Source organism: Geodermatophilus sp. SYSU D00691 (assembly GCF_054050275.1).
Window position 1 is genome coordinate 149,400 of sequence record NZ_JBJGYZ010000010.1, and the last position, 15,255, is coordinate 164,654.

Annotated in this window: 15 protein-coding genes and 1 pseudogene; 4 read left to right on the forward strand and 12 right to left on the reverse strand. The window is 72.9% G+C overall.

Features of this window, described 5'->3' with window-relative positions:
* Nucleotide 1: 1 nt before the first annotated feature.
* Nucleotides 2-1,969 (forward strand): CheR family methyltransferase, encoded by a 1,968-nt coding sequence (locus tag ACI797_RS10070; RefSeq protein WP_456858473.1) that lies wholly within the window; start codon nucleotides 2-4, stop codon nucleotides 1,967-1,969.
* 9 nt (nucleotides 1,970-1,978) lie between these two features.
* On the opposite strand, the gene ACI797_RS10075 is transcribed toward ACI797_RS10070, so the two are convergent.
* The 5 genes from ACI797_RS10075 to ACI797_RS10095 all read right to left on the reverse strand — a co-directional run bounded on the left by ACI797_RS10075 (nucleotide 1,979) and on the right by ACI797_RS10095 (nucleotide 6,247).
* Complete coding sequence (locus ACI797_RS10075; protein WP_456858474.1) at nucleotides 1,979-3,253, reverse strand: ANTAR domain-containing protein; 1,275 nt, start codon at nucleotides 3,251-3,253, stop codon at nucleotides 1,979-1,981.
* Nucleotides 3,250-3,606, reverse strand: coding sequence for a hypothetical protein (locus ACI797_RS10080; RefSeq protein WP_456858475.1), 357 nt, complete (start codon nucleotides 3,604-3,606; stop codon nucleotides 3,250-3,252). Before ACI797_RS10080 ends, ACI797_RS10075 begins: the two co-directional genes overlap by 4 nt.
* A gap of 168 nt (nucleotides 3,607-3,774) precedes the next feature.
* Complete coding sequence (locus ACI797_RS10085) at nucleotides 3,775-4,425, reverse strand: TetR/AcrR family transcriptional regulator (RefSeq protein ID WP_456858476.1); 651 nt, start codon at nucleotides 4,423-4,425, stop codon at nucleotides 3,775-3,777.
* Nucleotides 4,426-4,457: 32 nt separating this feature from the next.
* Nucleotides 4,458-5,255, reverse strand: coding sequence for an ABC transporter permease subunit (locus tag ACI797_RS10090; RefSeq protein ID WP_456858477.1), 798 nt, complete (start codon nucleotides 5,253-5,255; stop codon nucleotides 4,458-4,460).
* Entirely contained in the window at nucleotides 5,252-6,247 is a 996-nt protein-coding gene (locus ACI797_RS10095; RefSeq protein WP_456858478.1) for an ABC transporter ATP-binding protein, read from the reverse strand. The genes ACI797_RS10090 and ACI797_RS10095 overlap by 4 nt, the downstream gene beginning before the upstream one ends.
* Before the next feature lie 378 nt (nucleotides 6,248-6,625).
* Here ACI797_RS10095 and ACI797_RS10100 point away from each other — a divergent pair, with 378 nt between their 5' ends.
* Nucleotides 6,626-8,473 (forward strand): serine hydrolase domain-containing protein, encoded by a 1,848-nt coding sequence (locus ACI797_RS10100; protein ID WP_456858479.1) that lies wholly within the window; start codon nucleotides 6,626-6,628, stop codon nucleotides 8,471-8,473.
* Here the strand turns inward: ACI797_RS10100 and ACI797_RS10105 are convergent.
* Both ACI797_RS10105 and ACI797_RS10110 read right to left on the reverse strand, forming a co-directional pair.
* On the reverse strand, nucleotides 8,382-8,654 hold the full coding sequence (locus tag ACI797_RS10105; RefSeq protein ID WP_456858480.1) for a hypothetical protein: 273 nt from the start codon (nucleotides 8,652-8,654) through the stop codon (nucleotides 8,382-8,384). The two genes, ACI797_RS10100 and ACI797_RS10105, sit on opposite strands and share 92 nt — an antisense overlap.
* A gap of 123 nt (nucleotides 8,655-8,777) precedes the next feature.
* Entirely contained in the window at nucleotides 8,778-9,119 is a 342-nt protein-coding gene (locus ACI797_RS10110; protein WP_456858481.1) for a hypothetical protein, read from the reverse strand.
* A gap of 557 nt (nucleotides 9,120-9,676) precedes the next feature.
* Between ACI797_RS10110 and ACI797_RS10115 the strand changes: the two genes are divergently transcribed.
* On the forward strand, nucleotides 9,677-9,865 hold the full coding sequence (locus ACI797_RS10115) for a hypothetical protein (RefSeq protein ID WP_456858482.1): 189 nt from the start codon (nucleotides 9,677-9,679) through the stop codon (nucleotides 9,863-9,865).
* Nucleotides 9,866-10,248: 383 nt separating this feature from the next.
* Here ACI797_RS10115 and ACI797_RS10120 read toward each other — a convergent pair whose 3' ends face one another.
* Nucleotides 10,249-10,995, reverse strand: a complete 747-nt coding sequence (locus tag ACI797_RS10120; RefSeq protein WP_456858483.1) for a dienelactone hydrolase family protein — start codon at nucleotides 10,993-10,995, stop codon at nucleotides 10,249-10,251.
* Nucleotides 10,992-11,747, reverse strand: coding sequence for a hypothetical protein (locus tag ACI797_RS10125; protein WP_456858484.1), 756 nt, complete (start codon nucleotides 11,745-11,747; stop codon nucleotides 10,992-10,994). The genes ACI797_RS10120 and ACI797_RS10125 overlap by 4 nt, the downstream gene beginning before the upstream one ends.
* 337 nt (nucleotides 11,748-12,084) lie before the next feature.
* Between ACI797_RS10125 and ACI797_RS10130 the strand changes: the two genes are divergently transcribed.
* On the forward strand, nucleotides 12,085-12,354 hold the full coding sequence (locus ACI797_RS10130) for a hypothetical protein (protein ID WP_456858489.1): 270 nt from the start codon (nucleotides 12,085-12,087) through the stop codon (nucleotides 12,352-12,354).
* Nucleotides 12,355-12,358: 4 nt separating this feature from the next.
* On the opposite strand, the pseudogene ACI797_RS10135 reads toward ACI797_RS10130, so the two are convergent.
* The 3 genes and pseudogenes from ACI797_RS10135 to ACI797_RS10145 all read right to left on the reverse strand — a co-directional run.
* Nucleotides 12,359-13,057 (reverse strand): annotated as a pseudogene (locus ACI797_RS10135) (hypothetical protein); the annotation flags it as partial.
* A gap of 97 nt (nucleotides 13,058-13,154) precedes the next feature.
* Complete coding sequence (locus tag ACI797_RS10140) at nucleotides 13,155-13,844, reverse strand: GOLPH3/VPS74 family protein (RefSeq protein WP_456858485.1); 690 nt, start codon at nucleotides 13,842-13,844, stop codon at nucleotides 13,155-13,157.
* Between the two features lie 682 nt (nucleotides 13,845-14,526).
* The gene (locus tag ACI797_RS10145; RefSeq protein ID WP_456858486.1) at nucleotides 14,527-14,958 is read right to left on the reverse strand and encodes a hypothetical protein; all 432 of its coding nucleotides are present in this window, start codon (nucleotides 14,956-14,958) and stop codon (nucleotides 14,527-14,529) included.
* Nucleotides 14,959-15,255 lie beyond the last annotated feature (297 nt).

Sequence of the window (15,255 nt, forward strand, 5' to 3'; positions counted from 1 at the left end):
GGTGACCGAGCGGACCGACGTGACCAGCGGGGACGGGCTCCTCGACGAGGCAGCGACCGGCCCGACCGAGGAGTTCGTCGTCGAGCCCGACGACGCCGGCGACGGGGGCGACGGCGGACCGGAGGGCGCCTTCCAGGGGCAGGAGGCCGCGTTCGAGGCGCTCCTCGTCTTCCTGCGGGAGCAACGCGGGTTCGACTTCACCGGCTACAAGAGGCCCAGCCTGATGCGCCGCGTGCGCCGGCGGATGGACGAGGTCGGCATCGCCTCGGTCGTCGAGTACCAGGACTTCCTCGAGGTGCACGCCGAGGAGTTCACCCCGCTGTTCAACACCGTGCTGATCAACGTCACCAGCTTCTTCCGCGACCGGTCCTCCTGGGACCACCTGCGCGAGCACCTGCTGCCCGACGTCCTCGCGGCGGCCGGGCCGACGATCCGGGTGTGGAGCGCGGGCTGCGCGTCGGGGCAGGAGGCGTACAGCCTGGCGATCCTGCTGGCCCAGGCGCTCGGCGCCGAGCAGTTCCGGCAGCGGGTCAAGATCTACGCCACCGACGTCGACGAGGAAGCCCTGACCCAGGCGCGCCAAGGGGTCTTCGGCGAGCGCGAGCTGGCCGGTCTCACCCAGGCCGAGATCGAGGAGTACTTCCAGCCGGAGGGCGGTCGGTTCGCGTTCCGCAAGGACCTGCGGCGGTCGGTGATCTTCGGGCGCAACGACCTGGTGCAGGACGCGCCCATCTCGCACGTCGACCTGCTGCTGTGCCGCAACGCGCTGATGTACTTCACCGCCGAGACCCAGCGGCGGATCCTCGGGCGGCTGCACTTCGCGCTCAACCCCGAGGGCCTGCTCTTCCTCGGCAAGGCCGAGATGCTGCTGTCGCACGGGCAGCTCTTCGCCCCGGTCGACCTGACCCGGCGGTTCTTCCGCAAGCGCAGCGCCGTCCCGGCGGCCGACCGCCGCCCGGTCCCGCTCGTCCCGCGCGAGGTCGCCGCGGGCGGGGAGGGGGAGCTGTCCCGGCTGCGGCGGGAGGCGATGCTCGCCTCACCGGTGGCGCAGTTCGCCCTCGACGCCGAGGGGCGGCTGGCCATGGTCAACCGGCAGGCCGAGCGGCTGCTGGGCGTCGACACCCGCGACGTCGGACGGCCGATCCAGGACCTGGAGATCTCCTACCGGCCGGTGGAGCTGCGGGGGGCCATCGCCGAGGCGGTGGGCGGCCGGGCCCCGGTCTGGGTGCGCGGGGTCGAGCGCCGCCGTCCCGGCCACGAGCACGACGTGTTCGACGTCCAGGTCGCGCCGCTCCACCGGGACGACGGCACGCTGCTGGGCACGACGGTCATCTTCGAGGACGTCACCCAGTTCACCCGGCTGCGCGAGGAGCTCGAGTACTCCAACCGGCAGCTGGAGACCGCCTACGAGGAGCTCCAGTCGACGAACGAGGAGCTGGAGACCACCAACGAGGAGCTCCAGTCCACGGTGGAGGAGCTGGAGACCACGAACGAGGAGCTCCAGTCCACCAACGAGGAACTGGAGACGATGAACGAGGAGCTGCAGTCGATGAACGACGAGCTCCACTCGGCCAACGAGGAGCTGCGCAGCACCACCGACGAACTCGACGCGCTCAACCGGTTCCTCCGCGGGGTGCTGGGCAGCTTCCGCGTGGGGGTCGCCGTCGTCGACCCCGACCTGCGCGTCCTCGCGTGGAACACCGCCGCCGAGGACCTGTGGGGGGTGCGGGAGGACGAGGCGCGCGGCCAGCACCTGCTCGGTCTCGACATCGGCCTTCCCCTCGACGACCTGCAGGCGCTGCTGCGCCGGCAGATCGCCGGGGACGGGGTGGCGCACGAGGCGATCGAGCTCGCGGCGGTCAACCGGAGGGGACGCCAGGTCCTGGTCCGCGTGACGGTCAGCCCGTTCCAGCCGTCGTCGGAGGGGCGGGAGGGCGCGGTCGTGCTCATGGACCCGGCCGACGCCTAGCCGCGGGGGTCACTCCGCGACGCGCAGCACCTCGTCGGCGTGCCCGCCGACGACGAGGGCCGCCAGGTCGCGCACCTTGACGTTGAGCCGGGAGCTGACCTTGACCAGGCGGGCGAAGGCCTCGTCCGCGTCGACGCCGAGCCGGGCCATGAGCACCCCCTTGGCCTGGTCGATGACCGCCCGGGAGGTGAGCGCGCGCTCCAGGTGCTCGGTGAGGGACCGCATCGCCTCCCGCTCGGCGACGGTGCGCAGGACGCCTGCCACCGCGGCGGTGACCAGCTCGGCGACCCGCCGCCCGGCCGGCGCGAAGCCCTCGGGACGTCCGGAGTAGACGTTCACCCCACCGATGACGCCGTCCTCGCCGGGCACCGGCAGCGCGAGGACGCTGCGCACGGCGCTCTCGCCGGCGATCCGGGCCAGCGCGGGCCAGCGGGCGTCGGCGGTCACGTCGTCGCTGACGACGACCTCCCCGGTGTCGTACGCCTGCCAGCACGGGCCCTCGCCCGCCCGCACCTGCAGGCCGTCGAACTCCTGCGCTTCCGTGGAGTCGCTGCCGAGGCGCTGGGGCTCGAGCGGGTGGCCGAGCGTGATGCTCACCCAGTCGGCACCCGGGACGGCGCCGGACAGGAGCGTGGCCATCCGGCTCAGCAGGCGCTGCCGGTCGACCTCGCCGACGGGCATCCCGCTGAGCTCGGCCAGCGCGGTGGCGAGCCCGATGACGGCGGGCGAGCGCAACGGTTCCGGCTCGGCCGCGGCCTGCGGCTCGGTGCCGTCGTCGGCGACGACCACCCACTGGATGCGGACGCCGGCGGCGAGCTCGTCGACCGCCTCGGTGAAGCCGAACAGCCGGACCGGGACGGCGGGCTGGCGGCGCGGGTGCAGGGTGACCGCCAGGTCGTGCTCCGTCGCCGTCCCGGTGCCGAGCGTGCGCAGCGCCGAACGGAACGCCTTCACGTCCTCGGGGGCGAGGTAGACGCTCAGCGGCTTGCCGTGCACCCGTTGCAGCGGGGTGCCGAGGCGCGTGGCCATCGCCGGGTTGACCTCGAGGAGGGCCCCGGCGCCGTCGGTGACGCACAGCCCGACGGGGACCAGCGCCGACAGCTGGCCGCGCCAGCGGCGTTCCGTTTCATGCTGGAGGAGGAGCTGGGTGATCTGCTCCTGCTGCGTGCGCATCTCCTCCTGGGCGACGCGCAGCTCCTCGGTGGCCACCTCCACGTCGGCCAGCTCGGTGAGCAGGCGCTCGGGTGTCGTGCCGTCGGGCAGCGGCAGGCCGTGCTGGCTCACGGCACCTCCTGGACCGCCTCGGCGCGGTCGGCCGCGGCGTCGCGGCGGTGCTCCTCGGCCCGGCGCCGGTGCTCCTCGACGTCCCCCGCACCGAGCCCGGCCGCGCGCTCGTGGGTTTCTGCCGCCCGCTCGTGGGTCCGGGCCGACCGCTCGTGGCTGACGGCGGCGCTGGCGTGCGACTCCTCGGCCCGGACCCGTGACTCCTCGGCGTGCCGCCGGGCCTCCGCCACGTCCTCGGCGTCCGGCGTCCCGCCCGCGGCGAGCCGTGTCAGCCGCTCGGAGACCTCGTCCGCACGCCGGCCGGCGGCCTCGCTCCGCTCTGCCGCCCTGCTCGCTGCGGCCCATGGCTCCATGGCTGCCCCCTCGCTTCGAGGACCCGCGCGTTCCAGCTCACCACAACGGGGAGTCGTCCCGCACGTCGGGCATACCCGCGCCGGACGCGTTCATCCCGCACGATCAGCGTGGAAGGCGGGACGCCGCGTGTCCACAGGTTGCGTCCGCCCGTCCGGAGCGCCGTCCGGTCAGGCCGGCCCGCCGGGTGCGACGTCGGCTCGCTCGCGGCGGTGGTGGGTCCCTGCGGGCGACGCGATGCCGTGGATCAGCAGTGCCACGAAGTCGCGGAGCGCAGCCTCGCCCATGCCGTCCGGCGAGGCGAGCGGGCTGGTCTGGACGCCGAAGAGGCAGGCGAGCAACGTGATCGCCGTCCGCACCGGATCGAGATCGGGCCGCACCCGCCCGAGCGCCTGCTCCGCGCGCAGGTAGTCGGCCAGCAAGGCCGGCGGCCCGCCCATCCCCTCGACGGCGGCGGAGAGGGACGCAGGGTCCAACTGCCGCTGGAGATCGGGCATGCCCGCCATCGCCAGTTCGAGGGGCACGATGTGCTCGCGCAGCCGGGAGAGCCGGTCGAACGCCTCGGTCAGCACGTCCACCAGCGAGCCGCTGCCGGCACGTGACGGCAGTTCGGCCATCCACTCGGTCAGTCCCTGCTGGCCCTCCACGAGGGCGGCGACGAACAGCGCCCGCTTGTCCGGGAAGTGCCGGTAGATGGAGCCCTCGGCCACGCCGGCCCGCTCGGCGATGACGCGGGTGGTGGCGTTGTGGTAGCCGACCTCGGCGATGAGTTCCGTGGTCGCCCGGATCAGGGCGGCTCGGATGTCGGTGCCGCGTGGCATGGCGGAGGCTCCCTCGGGCGCCGGAGCGGCGGCTAGTCGGTGATGTCGCGCCGTCGGAAGACCGCCAGGGTGGCGGCGGCCGCGACGGCGACGTAGGCGAGGCCCAACCCTAGAGCGCCCTGGTAGCCCAGCGCGGCGGTGCCGCCGTTGGCCAGCGCGCTGATCGCGGTGCCGGGCAGCCACTCGGCGAGGTCGGCCGCCGCGGCCGTGATCACGGCCTCCAGCAGCAGCACGTAGCCGACGCCGATGCCGATGGCGATGCCCGAGGACCGGGTGACCAGGGCGAGCGCCAGCCCGATGGTGCCCCACACCAGCAGGGACAGGTAGAGGTTCACGGTCGCGCTCAGGACCGTGGAGACCAGGTCCTGCCCCCACGCGGTGGGCTCGAACCCGCCGGCCGAGGCAGCGACCGGGGCCACCAGCACGTTGACCAGCAACGCGACGACGGTGGCGCCGCCCGTCGCGACGGCCAGCGCGATCCACTTGCCCACGACGAGGCGCCAGCGGCGCGGTTCGGACGCGACCAGGATGCGGACCAACCCGCTGGACCAGTCCGATGCCGTCGCGATCGCCCAGAACGACAGCGCCACGACGCCGAAGAAGGAGGACGCGGCGGACAGGCCGGAGACGATCCCGGAGCTGCTGAGCAGCTCATCGGTGCCGGGGAAGGAGATGCCGGGTCCGTCCTGGCCCGGAACGCCGCCCTGCTCGACGACCTGGAACATCACGAAGTTGATCAAACCGGCGAACAGGGCGGTCAGCCCGGCCCAGCCCAGCACGACCCCGGGGCGGCGGAGGCGGACGAGTTCGCTGCGGACGACGGCGATCATCGGGTGACCTCCGCGGTGGCTGCCGCGCGCCCGGCGCTCGCGGCCCTGGATCGGGAGAGCTCGCCGTCATCGGCTCCGGTCATCTCCAGGAAGATCGACTCGAGGCTGTCCCGGCTGACGGTGAGCGCCCGGAGGGTGATGCCGGCCGCCGCGGCGGCGCGGTTGATCGCTGCGGCGGCGTCGCCCTCGGTCTCCACCCGCAGGCCGTCCCCCCGCCTGAGCACTCGCCATCCCACCGCAGCGAGGACGCTCGCCAACTGCTCCGCGTCGCCGTCGTGCTCGGCGGCGACGTCCACATGGGTGGCGGCGCGGGCCAGCAGGCCCTCGATCGGGCCGTTGTAGAGCAGGACGCCGAAGCGGACGACCACCAGGTGGGTGCAGATGCTCTCGATCTCCGAGAGCAGGTGCGACGAGACCACCACCGTGCGGCCGGCCTGGCCCAGGCCTTGGAGCAGTGCACGGATCTCGACGATGCCCGCCGGATCGAGCCCGTTGGTCGGCTCGTCGAGGATGAGCAGCGCCGGGTCGGGGAGCAGGGCGGCGGCGATGCCCAGCCGCTGCTTCATGCCGAGGGAGTAGCGCTTGACCGGCTCTCTCTCGCGACCGAGCAGGCCCACGGCATCCAGGACCTCGTCGACGCGGCTCAGGGGCAGACCGCGGAGGCGGGCCAGCGAGACGAGGTTCGCCCGCGCCGACAGGCCGGGGAGGAAGGAGGGGCTCTCGATGAGGGCGCCGACCTCGTCGGCGTACGCCCGGGGGCTCGTGATCGGGCGGGCCAGCACCTCCGCTGTGCCGCCGCTGGGGGCGACCAGGCCCAGGAGCATGCGGATCAGCGTCGACTTGCCGGACCCGTTCGGGCCGACCAGCCCGATCACGCCGCCGCGGGGGAGGTCCAGGGTGAGCGAGTCGACGGCCAGGAGGGGGCCGAAGGTCCGGGACAGAGCGGCCGTGCGGATGGCCGAGGCGTCGTGCGTCGCGATGTGAGTGGGCACTCACTCACAATATGGGGAGACGATCGACGTGTCCAGGGCTGGAGGGGGCCACGTGGGAGAGCGTGAGACGCGGGGGACCGGTCGGCGCGAGGGCGCGAAGCGGCGTGGACGGCGCCTTGCCGGCTGGGGAAGGCCCTCGGTCTGGCACCACGCCTTCGCTGGGGGCGCTGACAGTGAGGACATAGCGATCCTGCCCTCCGCTGTCAGGTACGGAGAGGATCCGCGCGCTGGGGTGCCGTGGTCTGATCGGTCCGGACACTCCTGCATGCCTGCCTGGATCGTGGCGCTTGGAGGATCGGGGTGGACGAGATGTCGGACGGCCGCGACTCTCTGAGGGCACCGTCGTCCGCGTCGGTCGGCCGTCTCGATGCCCAGGAGGTGGCGGCGTTCTTCGATGCGCTGATCCCTCGGCAACTGGAGGAGAAGCGGGCGGTCGGCGCCACCGTCGCGGTGGTCGCCGGTGACGGGATCGTCCACGCGCGCGGTTACGGCTTCGCCGACCTGGAAGCCCGTATCGAGGCGCGAGCCGACCGGACGCTGTTCTACCTGGGGTCGGCGGGCAAGCTCTTCACCTGGACGGCGGTGATGCAACTGGTCGAGGCAGGCGAGATCGACCTGGACGCCGACGTGACCCGCTACCTCGACCTCGAGATCCCCGCGACCTACCCGGAGCCGATCACGGCCCGCCACCTGCTCACGCACACCCCGGGCTTCGAGGACGAGTTCGCCGCGGAGCTGACCTCACCCGGGAACGTCCTGCCGCTGCGCGACTTCCTCGTCCGATTCTTGCCGCGCCGGGTGTACCGCCCCGGCAGCACCTTCGCCTACTCCAACTACGGGACGGTGGTGGCCGGGTACCTCGTCGAACGCGTCTCGGGGGAGCCCTTCGAGCGCTACGTCACCGACCGCATCCTCCGCCCGCTCGGGATGACGCGGACCACCCTGGCACAACCTCCCGAACCCGAGCTCATCGCTGATCTGTCCAAGTCGTACCGGTGGCGGCGGGGCCGCCACGACGCGATCGACCTCGAGTGGAACGCCGCCGCGCCGGCGGCCGGCGTTCGAGGCACGGCCACCGACGTGGCCGCGTTCATGATCGCGCACCTCGACGACGGTCGGTACCGGGACGTGCGGATCCTCGGGGCGGGCACCGCCCGGCAGATGCGGCAGCGGCAGTTCACCCACGACCCACGGTTGTCCGGCCAAGGCTTCGGCTTCGCGCTCCTGCGCGCCAACGGCCAGGACATCGCCTGGCACGACGGCGAGAGCGCCCGCACCCGGACGATCCTGGCGCTCCTCCCCGCCCAGCAGGTCGGGGTGTTCGTCTCCTACAACACCCCGACGGTCGACGAGCACCAGACCCTGGTGGCGTTCCTCGACCGGTTCTACCCGGCGGCCGACCGGCCCGGGCCGGGACCGGGCACCGCGGCGCCGGCCTCGGCGAGGCGCTGGGCCGGCAGCTACGTGTCGGCACGCGCGGCCCACACCAGCCCCCAGAAGCTCGTCGCCTGGCTGACCGCGCTCCAGGTCCGCGGCGGCCCCAAGGGCACGCTGCGCGTCGCCGGCCAGGCGTACGCCGAGCGGGAGCCGGGCCTGTTCCAGCAGGTCGACGGGCATCGGCGGCTCAGCTTCGGCACCGATGCGCGCGGTTCCGCCACGCAGTTGTTCTGGGACCCGACCACCGCTTACTTCAAGGTGCCGTGGCACGAGACGCGGGCCGTGGTGGCCGGCACCCTCCTCGCCTGCCTCGGCGCGTTCCTCTCGGCCGTGGTCGTCTGGCCGACGTCCGCGTTCCGGCGACGTGGGCGCCCGTCGGTGTCCGGCGCGCGTTGGCCGGCCGCACTCCCCAGCCTGCTGGGGCTCGCACTGACCGTCCGGTTCGCCGCCCTGATGCGCGGCTTCGCCACCACCTTCGTCTACCCCGGCGAGCAGGTCGCCCGGCTGACCCGTGCCGCTCGCGCCCTCGTGCCGCTGACGATCGCGGCGGTCTGGAGCGCGGTTCCCGTCCTGCGGCGCAGCGGCCTGAGCCGGGCCGAGCGGGTGCACTACCTGCTGGTGACGGCGGCGGAGCTGGTCTTCCTCGGCTGGCTGCGCAAGTGGAACCTCCTGGGCAACCGGATCCCTCCGGGGCAGGTCACTCCAGCCAGACCTCGACCGTCTTCTGCTCGGCCTCGTCCTCGACCTCGACCACCTTCCCCGTCTCGCCGTCCTGCACCATGGCGTTGACGCTGTCCCAGTCGAGCTCCACGTCCCGCATCTGCGGGGTGAAGGCCTGCGCCATCTTCATGCCCCACTTGACCACGCCGAGGGGCACCTTGATGTTGACCGCCGGACTGCCGTCCTTGGTGTGGTCCACCACCTTGACCCGCAAGAACCTCGCCGTCCTCTCCGTCGTCTGATCCGTCATCTCGACTCCTTCCTCGGGTGGATCCCTCGTGCGGACTCACCGACGGGCGATGGCGACACCGTGGCGGCCCAGGGCCAGTTCGCGAGTGCTGAAGAGGGCGGCGTACACGGAGCCGAGCAGGACTCACTCGAGCCGCTCGAAGACCCCGATGGCGCCGGTGGTCCGGTCGTAGGTGATCGGCGCGCCCAGCAGGGTGGTGTGGCCCAGCCGCAGCGTCCACCACGCCCAGCGCTGCCGGTCGCGGTACCCGGTGAGCGCGATGGCCGCGAGCGGCAGTGCCGCGGCGATGTTGAGCGCCCCGACCAGGCGGAACGCGAGCAGCAGGAACGCGCCGGTCCCAGGATCGGTCTCGCGCAGCTGCGGCCACGACCGGCCGGTGAAGTGCTCGAAGCCGGGCACCAGCTGGCGCGGTGCGGCGACGGCCAGGGCTCCCCAGGCGGCGATCGCGAGATCGGTGGCCGCCACGCCGGTCGAGGTCGCCCGGACGCGTCGGGCCGCAGCCTGCCGTCGTGCGTGGGTGCGCCGCCGTCCCCGGGTCACCGGACGAGGATGACCGACGCTCAAGTCGCTGCGCGGCGGACCAACGATCTGATCGGAGGGACCTCCGGCACCCGCGACGGTGTGCAGATGGTCCCTGCGACGTCGCACCGCCTCCGGAACCGCGGGGGTGTCACGGTTCCCCGGGCTGCCGGCACGCTGGCGGCGGGCTTTCTGGCCTCGCTCGCGGGTCGGTACGCCACGGTCGCGCCGCGGCCGACCGGGACTGGGCCCGACGAGCAGAACCCCGGCTCCGCGACCTCGGGGAGGTGGACGAGGTCTCGGTCCTGCCCGTGGTCGAGCGCCTGACGAGCGGGCGGCCCGGCACCCCGCTGTGCGGGGAGGCGGGGTTGTCGCACCTGATCCGTGCCGGAGGCGGCCACGGTCGTCTTCGACACCGGCCTCGACCTGCGGGGCGCGGACCCGTCGCCTCTGGTCAGGAACGCCGCCGCACAGGGTGTGGACCTGCAGGCGCGGTCGACGGCGTGGGCATCTCGCACCTGCATCCCGACACGTCGGTGGGCTCGGATGCAGGTCCGCAGAGCGTTCGGGTGCTCGCCCTCTCCGGCCACGACAGCACGCCGTGGACCATCGATGCCATGGAACGGGTGATCGGGGACGGTTACCGCACTCTGCGGGTCGGCGAGGAACTGCGGATCGACGCGGCCGGGTGAGGCGGGGGCGGCGCCCGGGGGATCGGCGGATCGAGCTGGCCGTGCCGATCCGGTGCCCGCCGGCGGCGGTGTTCGCCCTGCTGGCCGACGTCCAGGACTTCGAGCCGCTCCCGCGGTCGGCGACCGTCCGCATGGTGAAGGAGCCGGAGGGCCCGACCGCGGTCGGCACGCGCTGGCACGAGTGGGTGCGGCTCGGGCCGGGCTGCCGCCTGCGCACCGAGAGCGTGGTGGCGGAGGTGGCGGAGCCGGGAGGTCCTCCGGCCGCATCGGCTCCTGCGGTGGCTCAGCCCGGCCCTCGAGCGTTCCTTGCGGCCGCACGTCGCCGAGCGCCTGCGGAACATCCGCGCGCTCCTGGAGGGCACGCCGCCCGGGTCCGCCGAGGCTCAGGGGCGGCGCACCGGGTCCTGAGACAGGTGCTCGCGGAAGAAGGCGAGGATGCGCCGCCGGGCGTCGGCCCGGATGCCCTCGTCGGCGGTCTCCGTGCCGGTCGCGCCGGCGACGGCGCGCATCCACAGCGGCAGGTCGGCGGGGTCGTGCACGTTGAGGAAGCCGTGACCCATGCCGGGGTAGGTCGTGATGTCGTGGTCGATCCCCGCTGCGGTGAGCGCCCTCTCGAGCCGCTCGGCGGTCCCGCGAACGCCCGGGTACCGGTCGTCGGCGCCGAAGCTGCCCACGATCGGGCAGGCCCGGGGGAGCGCTCGCTCCGTCTCGTCGTCGAGCGCGCCGTAGTTGACGCCGGCGACGGCGAAACCGTGGTCGGCCGCCATGGCCAGCGCGTACCCGCCGCCCAGGCAGAAGCCGATGACGCCGGTCGCGCCGGTGCAGTCGGGCCGAGCGGCCAGCCAGGCGCGGGCGGTGTCGAGGTCGGCGACGGCGCGCGAGGGGCGGTGCAGCCGGGCGTCGAGGAAGAAGGTGAGCAGGCACCGCCAGCGCGGCCCGAAGTGGAAGAGGTCGGGGGCGACCGCGAGGAACCCCTCACCGGCCAGCCAGTCGGCGTGGTCGCGCAGGTCGGCGCTCATGCCCACCGCGTCGTGGACCACCACGACACCGGGCCACGGACCGGCGCCGGCCGGTGCGGCCAGGTGGGCCGGCATCTCGCCGTCAGCGGTGGGGATCCGGACCTCGGTCATGCGGTCTCCATCGGTCGGCTCGGCGTCCGCTCCGCAGCGGCAGGTGGCCGGTCCAGGGCGGAGGCCTCCTCGGCCCGCTTCCTGACGCCCTTGAGCATCCCGGTCTCCATGTAGTGGTGCAGCGGGTCGCTGATGAGGAAGTCGAAGACCCTGGCCAGCAGGTCGGCTCCGGGTAGATGGCGGACGGCGAAGGCGATCAGCCGCACCGGCGGCGCGGCGTCCGGCGCAATGGCGTGCAGGGCCGGCTGGACGAACCCGTTGCCGCGGTAGCGGACGATCAGCCGGGTCCGGTCACCGGGCAGCGGGCGCAGCACGAAGGTCTCGAAGGCGACCAGGTGGCGGTTCGGCTCGACCTCCGTGACCGGGGCGTAGGCGCCGCCGCCCATGTAGATCCGGTCACCGGGTGCGAGGTCCTGCAGCTCGGGGTGGATGCGGGTGGCCGAATGCCTGCCCTCCGCGTAGCGGGCCCGGAACAGCAGCCGCTCCAGGCGGTCGTGGGTGTAGAAGCCGGCCCGGTGGATGCCCATCTGCACCAGCCAGGGCCAGACCTGCTCGGGCGGGGCGTCGATGGTGATGGCGCGGGTGCACTGCATCCGCGCACCCGGGGTCTGCTCGTCGCCGGGCAGCGCCTCGGTGGCCTCGTCGGTCGTCGCTCCCCACCGCAGCATGCCCGGTCGCCACGCCAGGTATCCGGCGATGAGGACGGCGGAACCCGCGGCGGCCAGCCGGGAAGCGGCGCTGGTGCGGCTCATGGGTCCCCCTTACCTGCTGTTCGCTCGAGGCTCACGCCGGGCCCCTCCGGGCCGACAGGGCCCAACGGCCGCTCCCATCCGGGCCGAGCGACGTGGTGCGCGGCCGGTTTCCCGGCTTGGCTGTGCGGTGTTCCCGTTCCTCGCCGCACACCCGCCTCGGAGGGGCCGATGAGTCTCCGGGCAGTGCCGGGCGTCGTGGTCGTGGCGCTCACCGGCTACCTCGCCTGGCTCTGGCCCTGGATGCTGTCGTGGGGAGCGACCGCCGACGAGCGGCCCGGCCGGTTGCCCGGGGACGACGTCGTGCGCCGCGGCGCTGTCGCGGGTCTGGCCGTGGCGGATGCAGCTGGGGTACGGCCCGGACCGGGCGGGCTTCTACAGCTACGACTGGCTGGAGAACCTCATCGGCCTCGACATCCACTCGGCCGCGCGGATCGCTCCCGAGCTGCAGCGGATCGGTGCGGGCGACCGCATCCCCTTGGGCCCGGACACCGACTTCCGGGTCGAGCGGGTCGAGCACGACTCCGCGCTGGTCCTGCACGTGGGCATGGACCGACGAAGCGCGCGGCTGGGGCGCCGTCGACCACGTCGTGATCGAAGGCGATGCTGAGGGCCAGGATGTCGCGAGCCTCGATCCGGTCTGCGACGACTGCCGGCTTGCGGGCGATGCCCCCCACCAGCACATCGAGGGTGTGGCCGTTCGGAGCGATCGCCCACCCGCTGTGCCGGCCGAACATGACGACCGCCGAGAGGCCCACCGCGCCGCCCAGGCCGGCCATCCGCTCGGGTCTCGTCGTGCGAGGAACCGCAGCACGGCACCCATCCGTCGGGAGACCGGGGGGCAGCAGCATCAGCCGGTGGACCAGCGGGGGCATCCCCTTGGTGCTCGGGACCGGCCGTGCCTGCACCTCGCGGATCTCGCGGCTGATCTCCAGGCAGGACCGGCGGTCGGTCTGCCGGAGGACGTGCCCGGTGGGGACGCGGGCGTCGCCCACCCGGCGCACGACCATCACCAGGACGTCCACGTCGTCGAGGACCGCGAGCTGACGATGGCCTCGACGCATGGCGTGCACCGTCCTGTCCTCGCTCACGGCGCGGCCCAGGCAGTAGGCGAGGTACCCGGTGAAGGACAGCTGTTCGCCCGATCGAGTCCCGTACTCGCTGATCAGAGTGCGGGCGGTCGTGACGTCCACCTCGACCAGTCCGTAGACCCAGTGCCGCCACCAGATCATGTCGATGAAGTTGGGCGTCCCCCGTCTGCTCGCGGGCAGGTCGACGATCGTGACTCCACCGGAGCCAGGGACCTGCCTCATCGGAATGGCGTCGGACTGCTGGAGCCCGATGAACCGGACTGCGCAACGGGCCCAGCTCGCCACGCGAGCTGGCGGTGACGCCGCCTGGGTGCTGGAGTCATCCGCCGCCGCCTCCTCCACCCGAGGAGGCCGCGGCAGCGCCACCGAAGATGACCGCCGTTTCCGTGTCGATGGTCGACCGGACGGCCTTGCCCACCCAGTCGCCTTCGGCGATCCGCTCGGCGTTCGCGTTCAACTCGCGCTTGGAGAGCCCGACGGAGTCCGGCGCCATGGCCTTGTGCACGGCTTTCAGCGCGAGCAGGAGGGAGACGAGCGCTCGCGTCCTGGCGTCCGCGGGGCCGCCCTGGCGCAGGGCCGTGGCGAGATCCGCTCGGACCGCTGCCTCGTGGCCGGTGTACTCCGCGGGCCAGCGATGGGTCGGGACGACGCCGAGGATGCGACCTTCCTCCTCCCGCAGCAGGCCGGCCGCGGCGAGTCGCTCGTAGAGCCTCACCCGTGTCCGCTTGCCGAGTGCGGTCACGACGCTCTGGGGCTTCTTGCCCTCCGCGTGGCCGACCGTGGCCAGGGCGTCGTCGAGCATGCCGTCCCCGGTGGGGCCGGCGTCCCGGACGACCAGTCGGCCTTCGCGCACCCGCTCGTCCCGGCCGGCGATGTCGACGCGTCCCATGAGGGCGAGCTCGGCCAGCAGCGCCCCACCGAGTGCGATGTTCGTGTTCGCGCTGTCCGCCACCAGCTTGCCGGTGTCGTCGGCGGTCAGCAGGAGCAGCAGGTCCTCGGCGATGAGCATTCGTCGATCGTCGGTGGTCTCGCCGGGGACCGACACGGACGTCAGACCACTTCCCGACGAGTCCATCGACCCCAGGACATCCGTGCCCGCTGCTCCGCAGTCAAGACGAGCTCGAAGCCTAGGAGCCCGCCGTCTTCCGAGGGCGAACGGTGTGCCGCGATGGAGACCCGTTCATCGGGTGACGTCGATCAGGCCGGAGGTCGCAGAGGGGCCGCGGAGGGGCTCTCCGGTACTGCTCCAGACTGCCTGCCAGGCGTGCTGAACTGGGCAAACCGCGTGGAGCGGGGGACGGGAATCGAACCCGCATGGCCAGCTTGGAAGGCGATGCTCGTGACGCACCTCTCTGCTGGTCAGGCGGCTGCGGGCTCCCGGCCGTGCCTTCCGAATGCCTCAGTGCCAGGTGCGGCGCCGGAGGGCGGGTCGTCGCTTCGCTCGGCCCGTCGCCCGTCGCCCGTCGCCCGTCGAGTGCCGAGTCCGCGCATGCGACTGCGGCCGCGCCGGGCGGCGGACGCGGCTGGAGTGCAGCGGCCGTGACCGAGGACATCCACCTGCCCGAGCTGCTCCGGCAGCGGGGGCAACGCGAGGGAGACTCCCGGTGCCTCTGGGCGATCACGGCCGGCTCGGAGATCTCGACGAGGCTGGAGCCCCGGTTCCTCGTGCACAGACGGGGACCGAGGGTCGGTCAGCTTCCCCCGTGGACGTGCTCGGGCAGGTCGCTCTGCCACCGCGGAGGCGAACCGGTCTCCGCCCACGGCCTGCGCCACTCGGGCGCCGCAAACGGCTCGGCGAAATACAACGTCTCGCGGTCGACCTTGTCGCCCCGGAAGTGGATGATCTTGACGTAGTGGAGCTGGTTGTTCCCGTCGTAGCTCAGCACGCCTTCGGCGATCCAGAGGTCACCCGAGCCTCTGATCTCGCGTGGCTGGAAGTCGAGCTTCGCGGGATAGCGTTCGCGCCAGCCCTGCTGATTGGCCTTGCCGAGGAACCACTCGCCGGACTGCGGAAACTCCAGTACGACGTCGTCGTGATAGAGCTCCGATGCTTTGGCCTCGTTCGGTCCACCCGTGTACGTCCACTGTCGCAAGAGCATCTCGCGGACCTGCTCGTACTGCATCGACTGATCCTCCTCGACCTATCTCATCGGGACCCGCCGGTGGGCGTTGTCCCTCTGGTCCACGCCTCGAGTTGGGCGGGCGCGGGCTGCGACTGCGGCGTTGTTCCGCATGGTGGGCCTCCTCGATCCGTCAGTCCTAGGTCGGTCGGGTCCGTGGTTCCGTCGGCCTCAGAGGGTGTTGGGTAACTGATCCAGCGCCGTGGGTGATGGCGCGAGTTGATCGCCGACGACGTCGGTGTGGCATCACCGGGCTGGGCTGGGGGCGGTGAGGGTCCGGGTGGCATGTGTGTGTGCACC

What these genes read in the sequence shown, in the direction of transcription:
- ACI797_RS10090 (WP_456858477.1), bottom strand. Translation starts at nt 5,255, where the DNA reads ATGATCGCCGTCGTCCGCAGCGAACTCGTCCGCCTCCGCCGCCCCGGG.
- ACI797_RS10125 (WP_456858484.1), bottom strand. Translation starts at nt 11,747, where the DNA reads ATGAGCCGCACCAGCGCCGCTTCCCGGCTGGCCGCCGCGGGTTCCGCC.
- ACI797_RS10140 (WP_456858485.1), bottom strand. Translation starts at nt 13,844, where the DNA reads ATGCTCATCGCCGAGGACCTGCTGCTCCTGCTGACCGCCGACGACACC.
- ACI797_RS10105 (WP_456858480.1), bottom strand. Translation starts at nt 8,654, where the DNA reads ATGACGGATCAGACGACGGAGAGGACGGCGAGGTTCTTGCGGGTCAAG.
- ACI797_RS10080 (WP_456858475.1), bottom strand. Translation starts at nt 3,606, where the DNA reads ATGGAGCCATGGGCCGCAGCGAGCAGGGCGGCAGAGCGGAGCGAGGCC.
- ACI797_RS10130 (WP_456858489.1), top strand. Translation starts at nt 12,085, where the DNA reads ATGCAGCTGGGGTACGGCCCGGACCGGGCGGGCTTCTACAGCTACGAC.
- ACI797_RS10120 (WP_456858483.1), bottom strand. Translation starts at nt 10,995, where the DNA reads ATGACCGAGGTCCGGATCCCCACCGCTGACGGCGAGATGCCGGCCCAC.
- ACI797_RS10145 (WP_456858486.1), bottom strand. Translation starts at nt 14,958, where the DNA reads ATGCAGTACGAGCAGGTCCGCGAGATGCTCTTGCGACAGTGGACGTAC.
- ACI797_RS10085 (WP_456858476.1), bottom strand. Translation starts at nt 4,425, where the DNA reads ATGCCACGCGGCACCGACATCCGAGCCGCCCTGATCCGGGCGACCACG.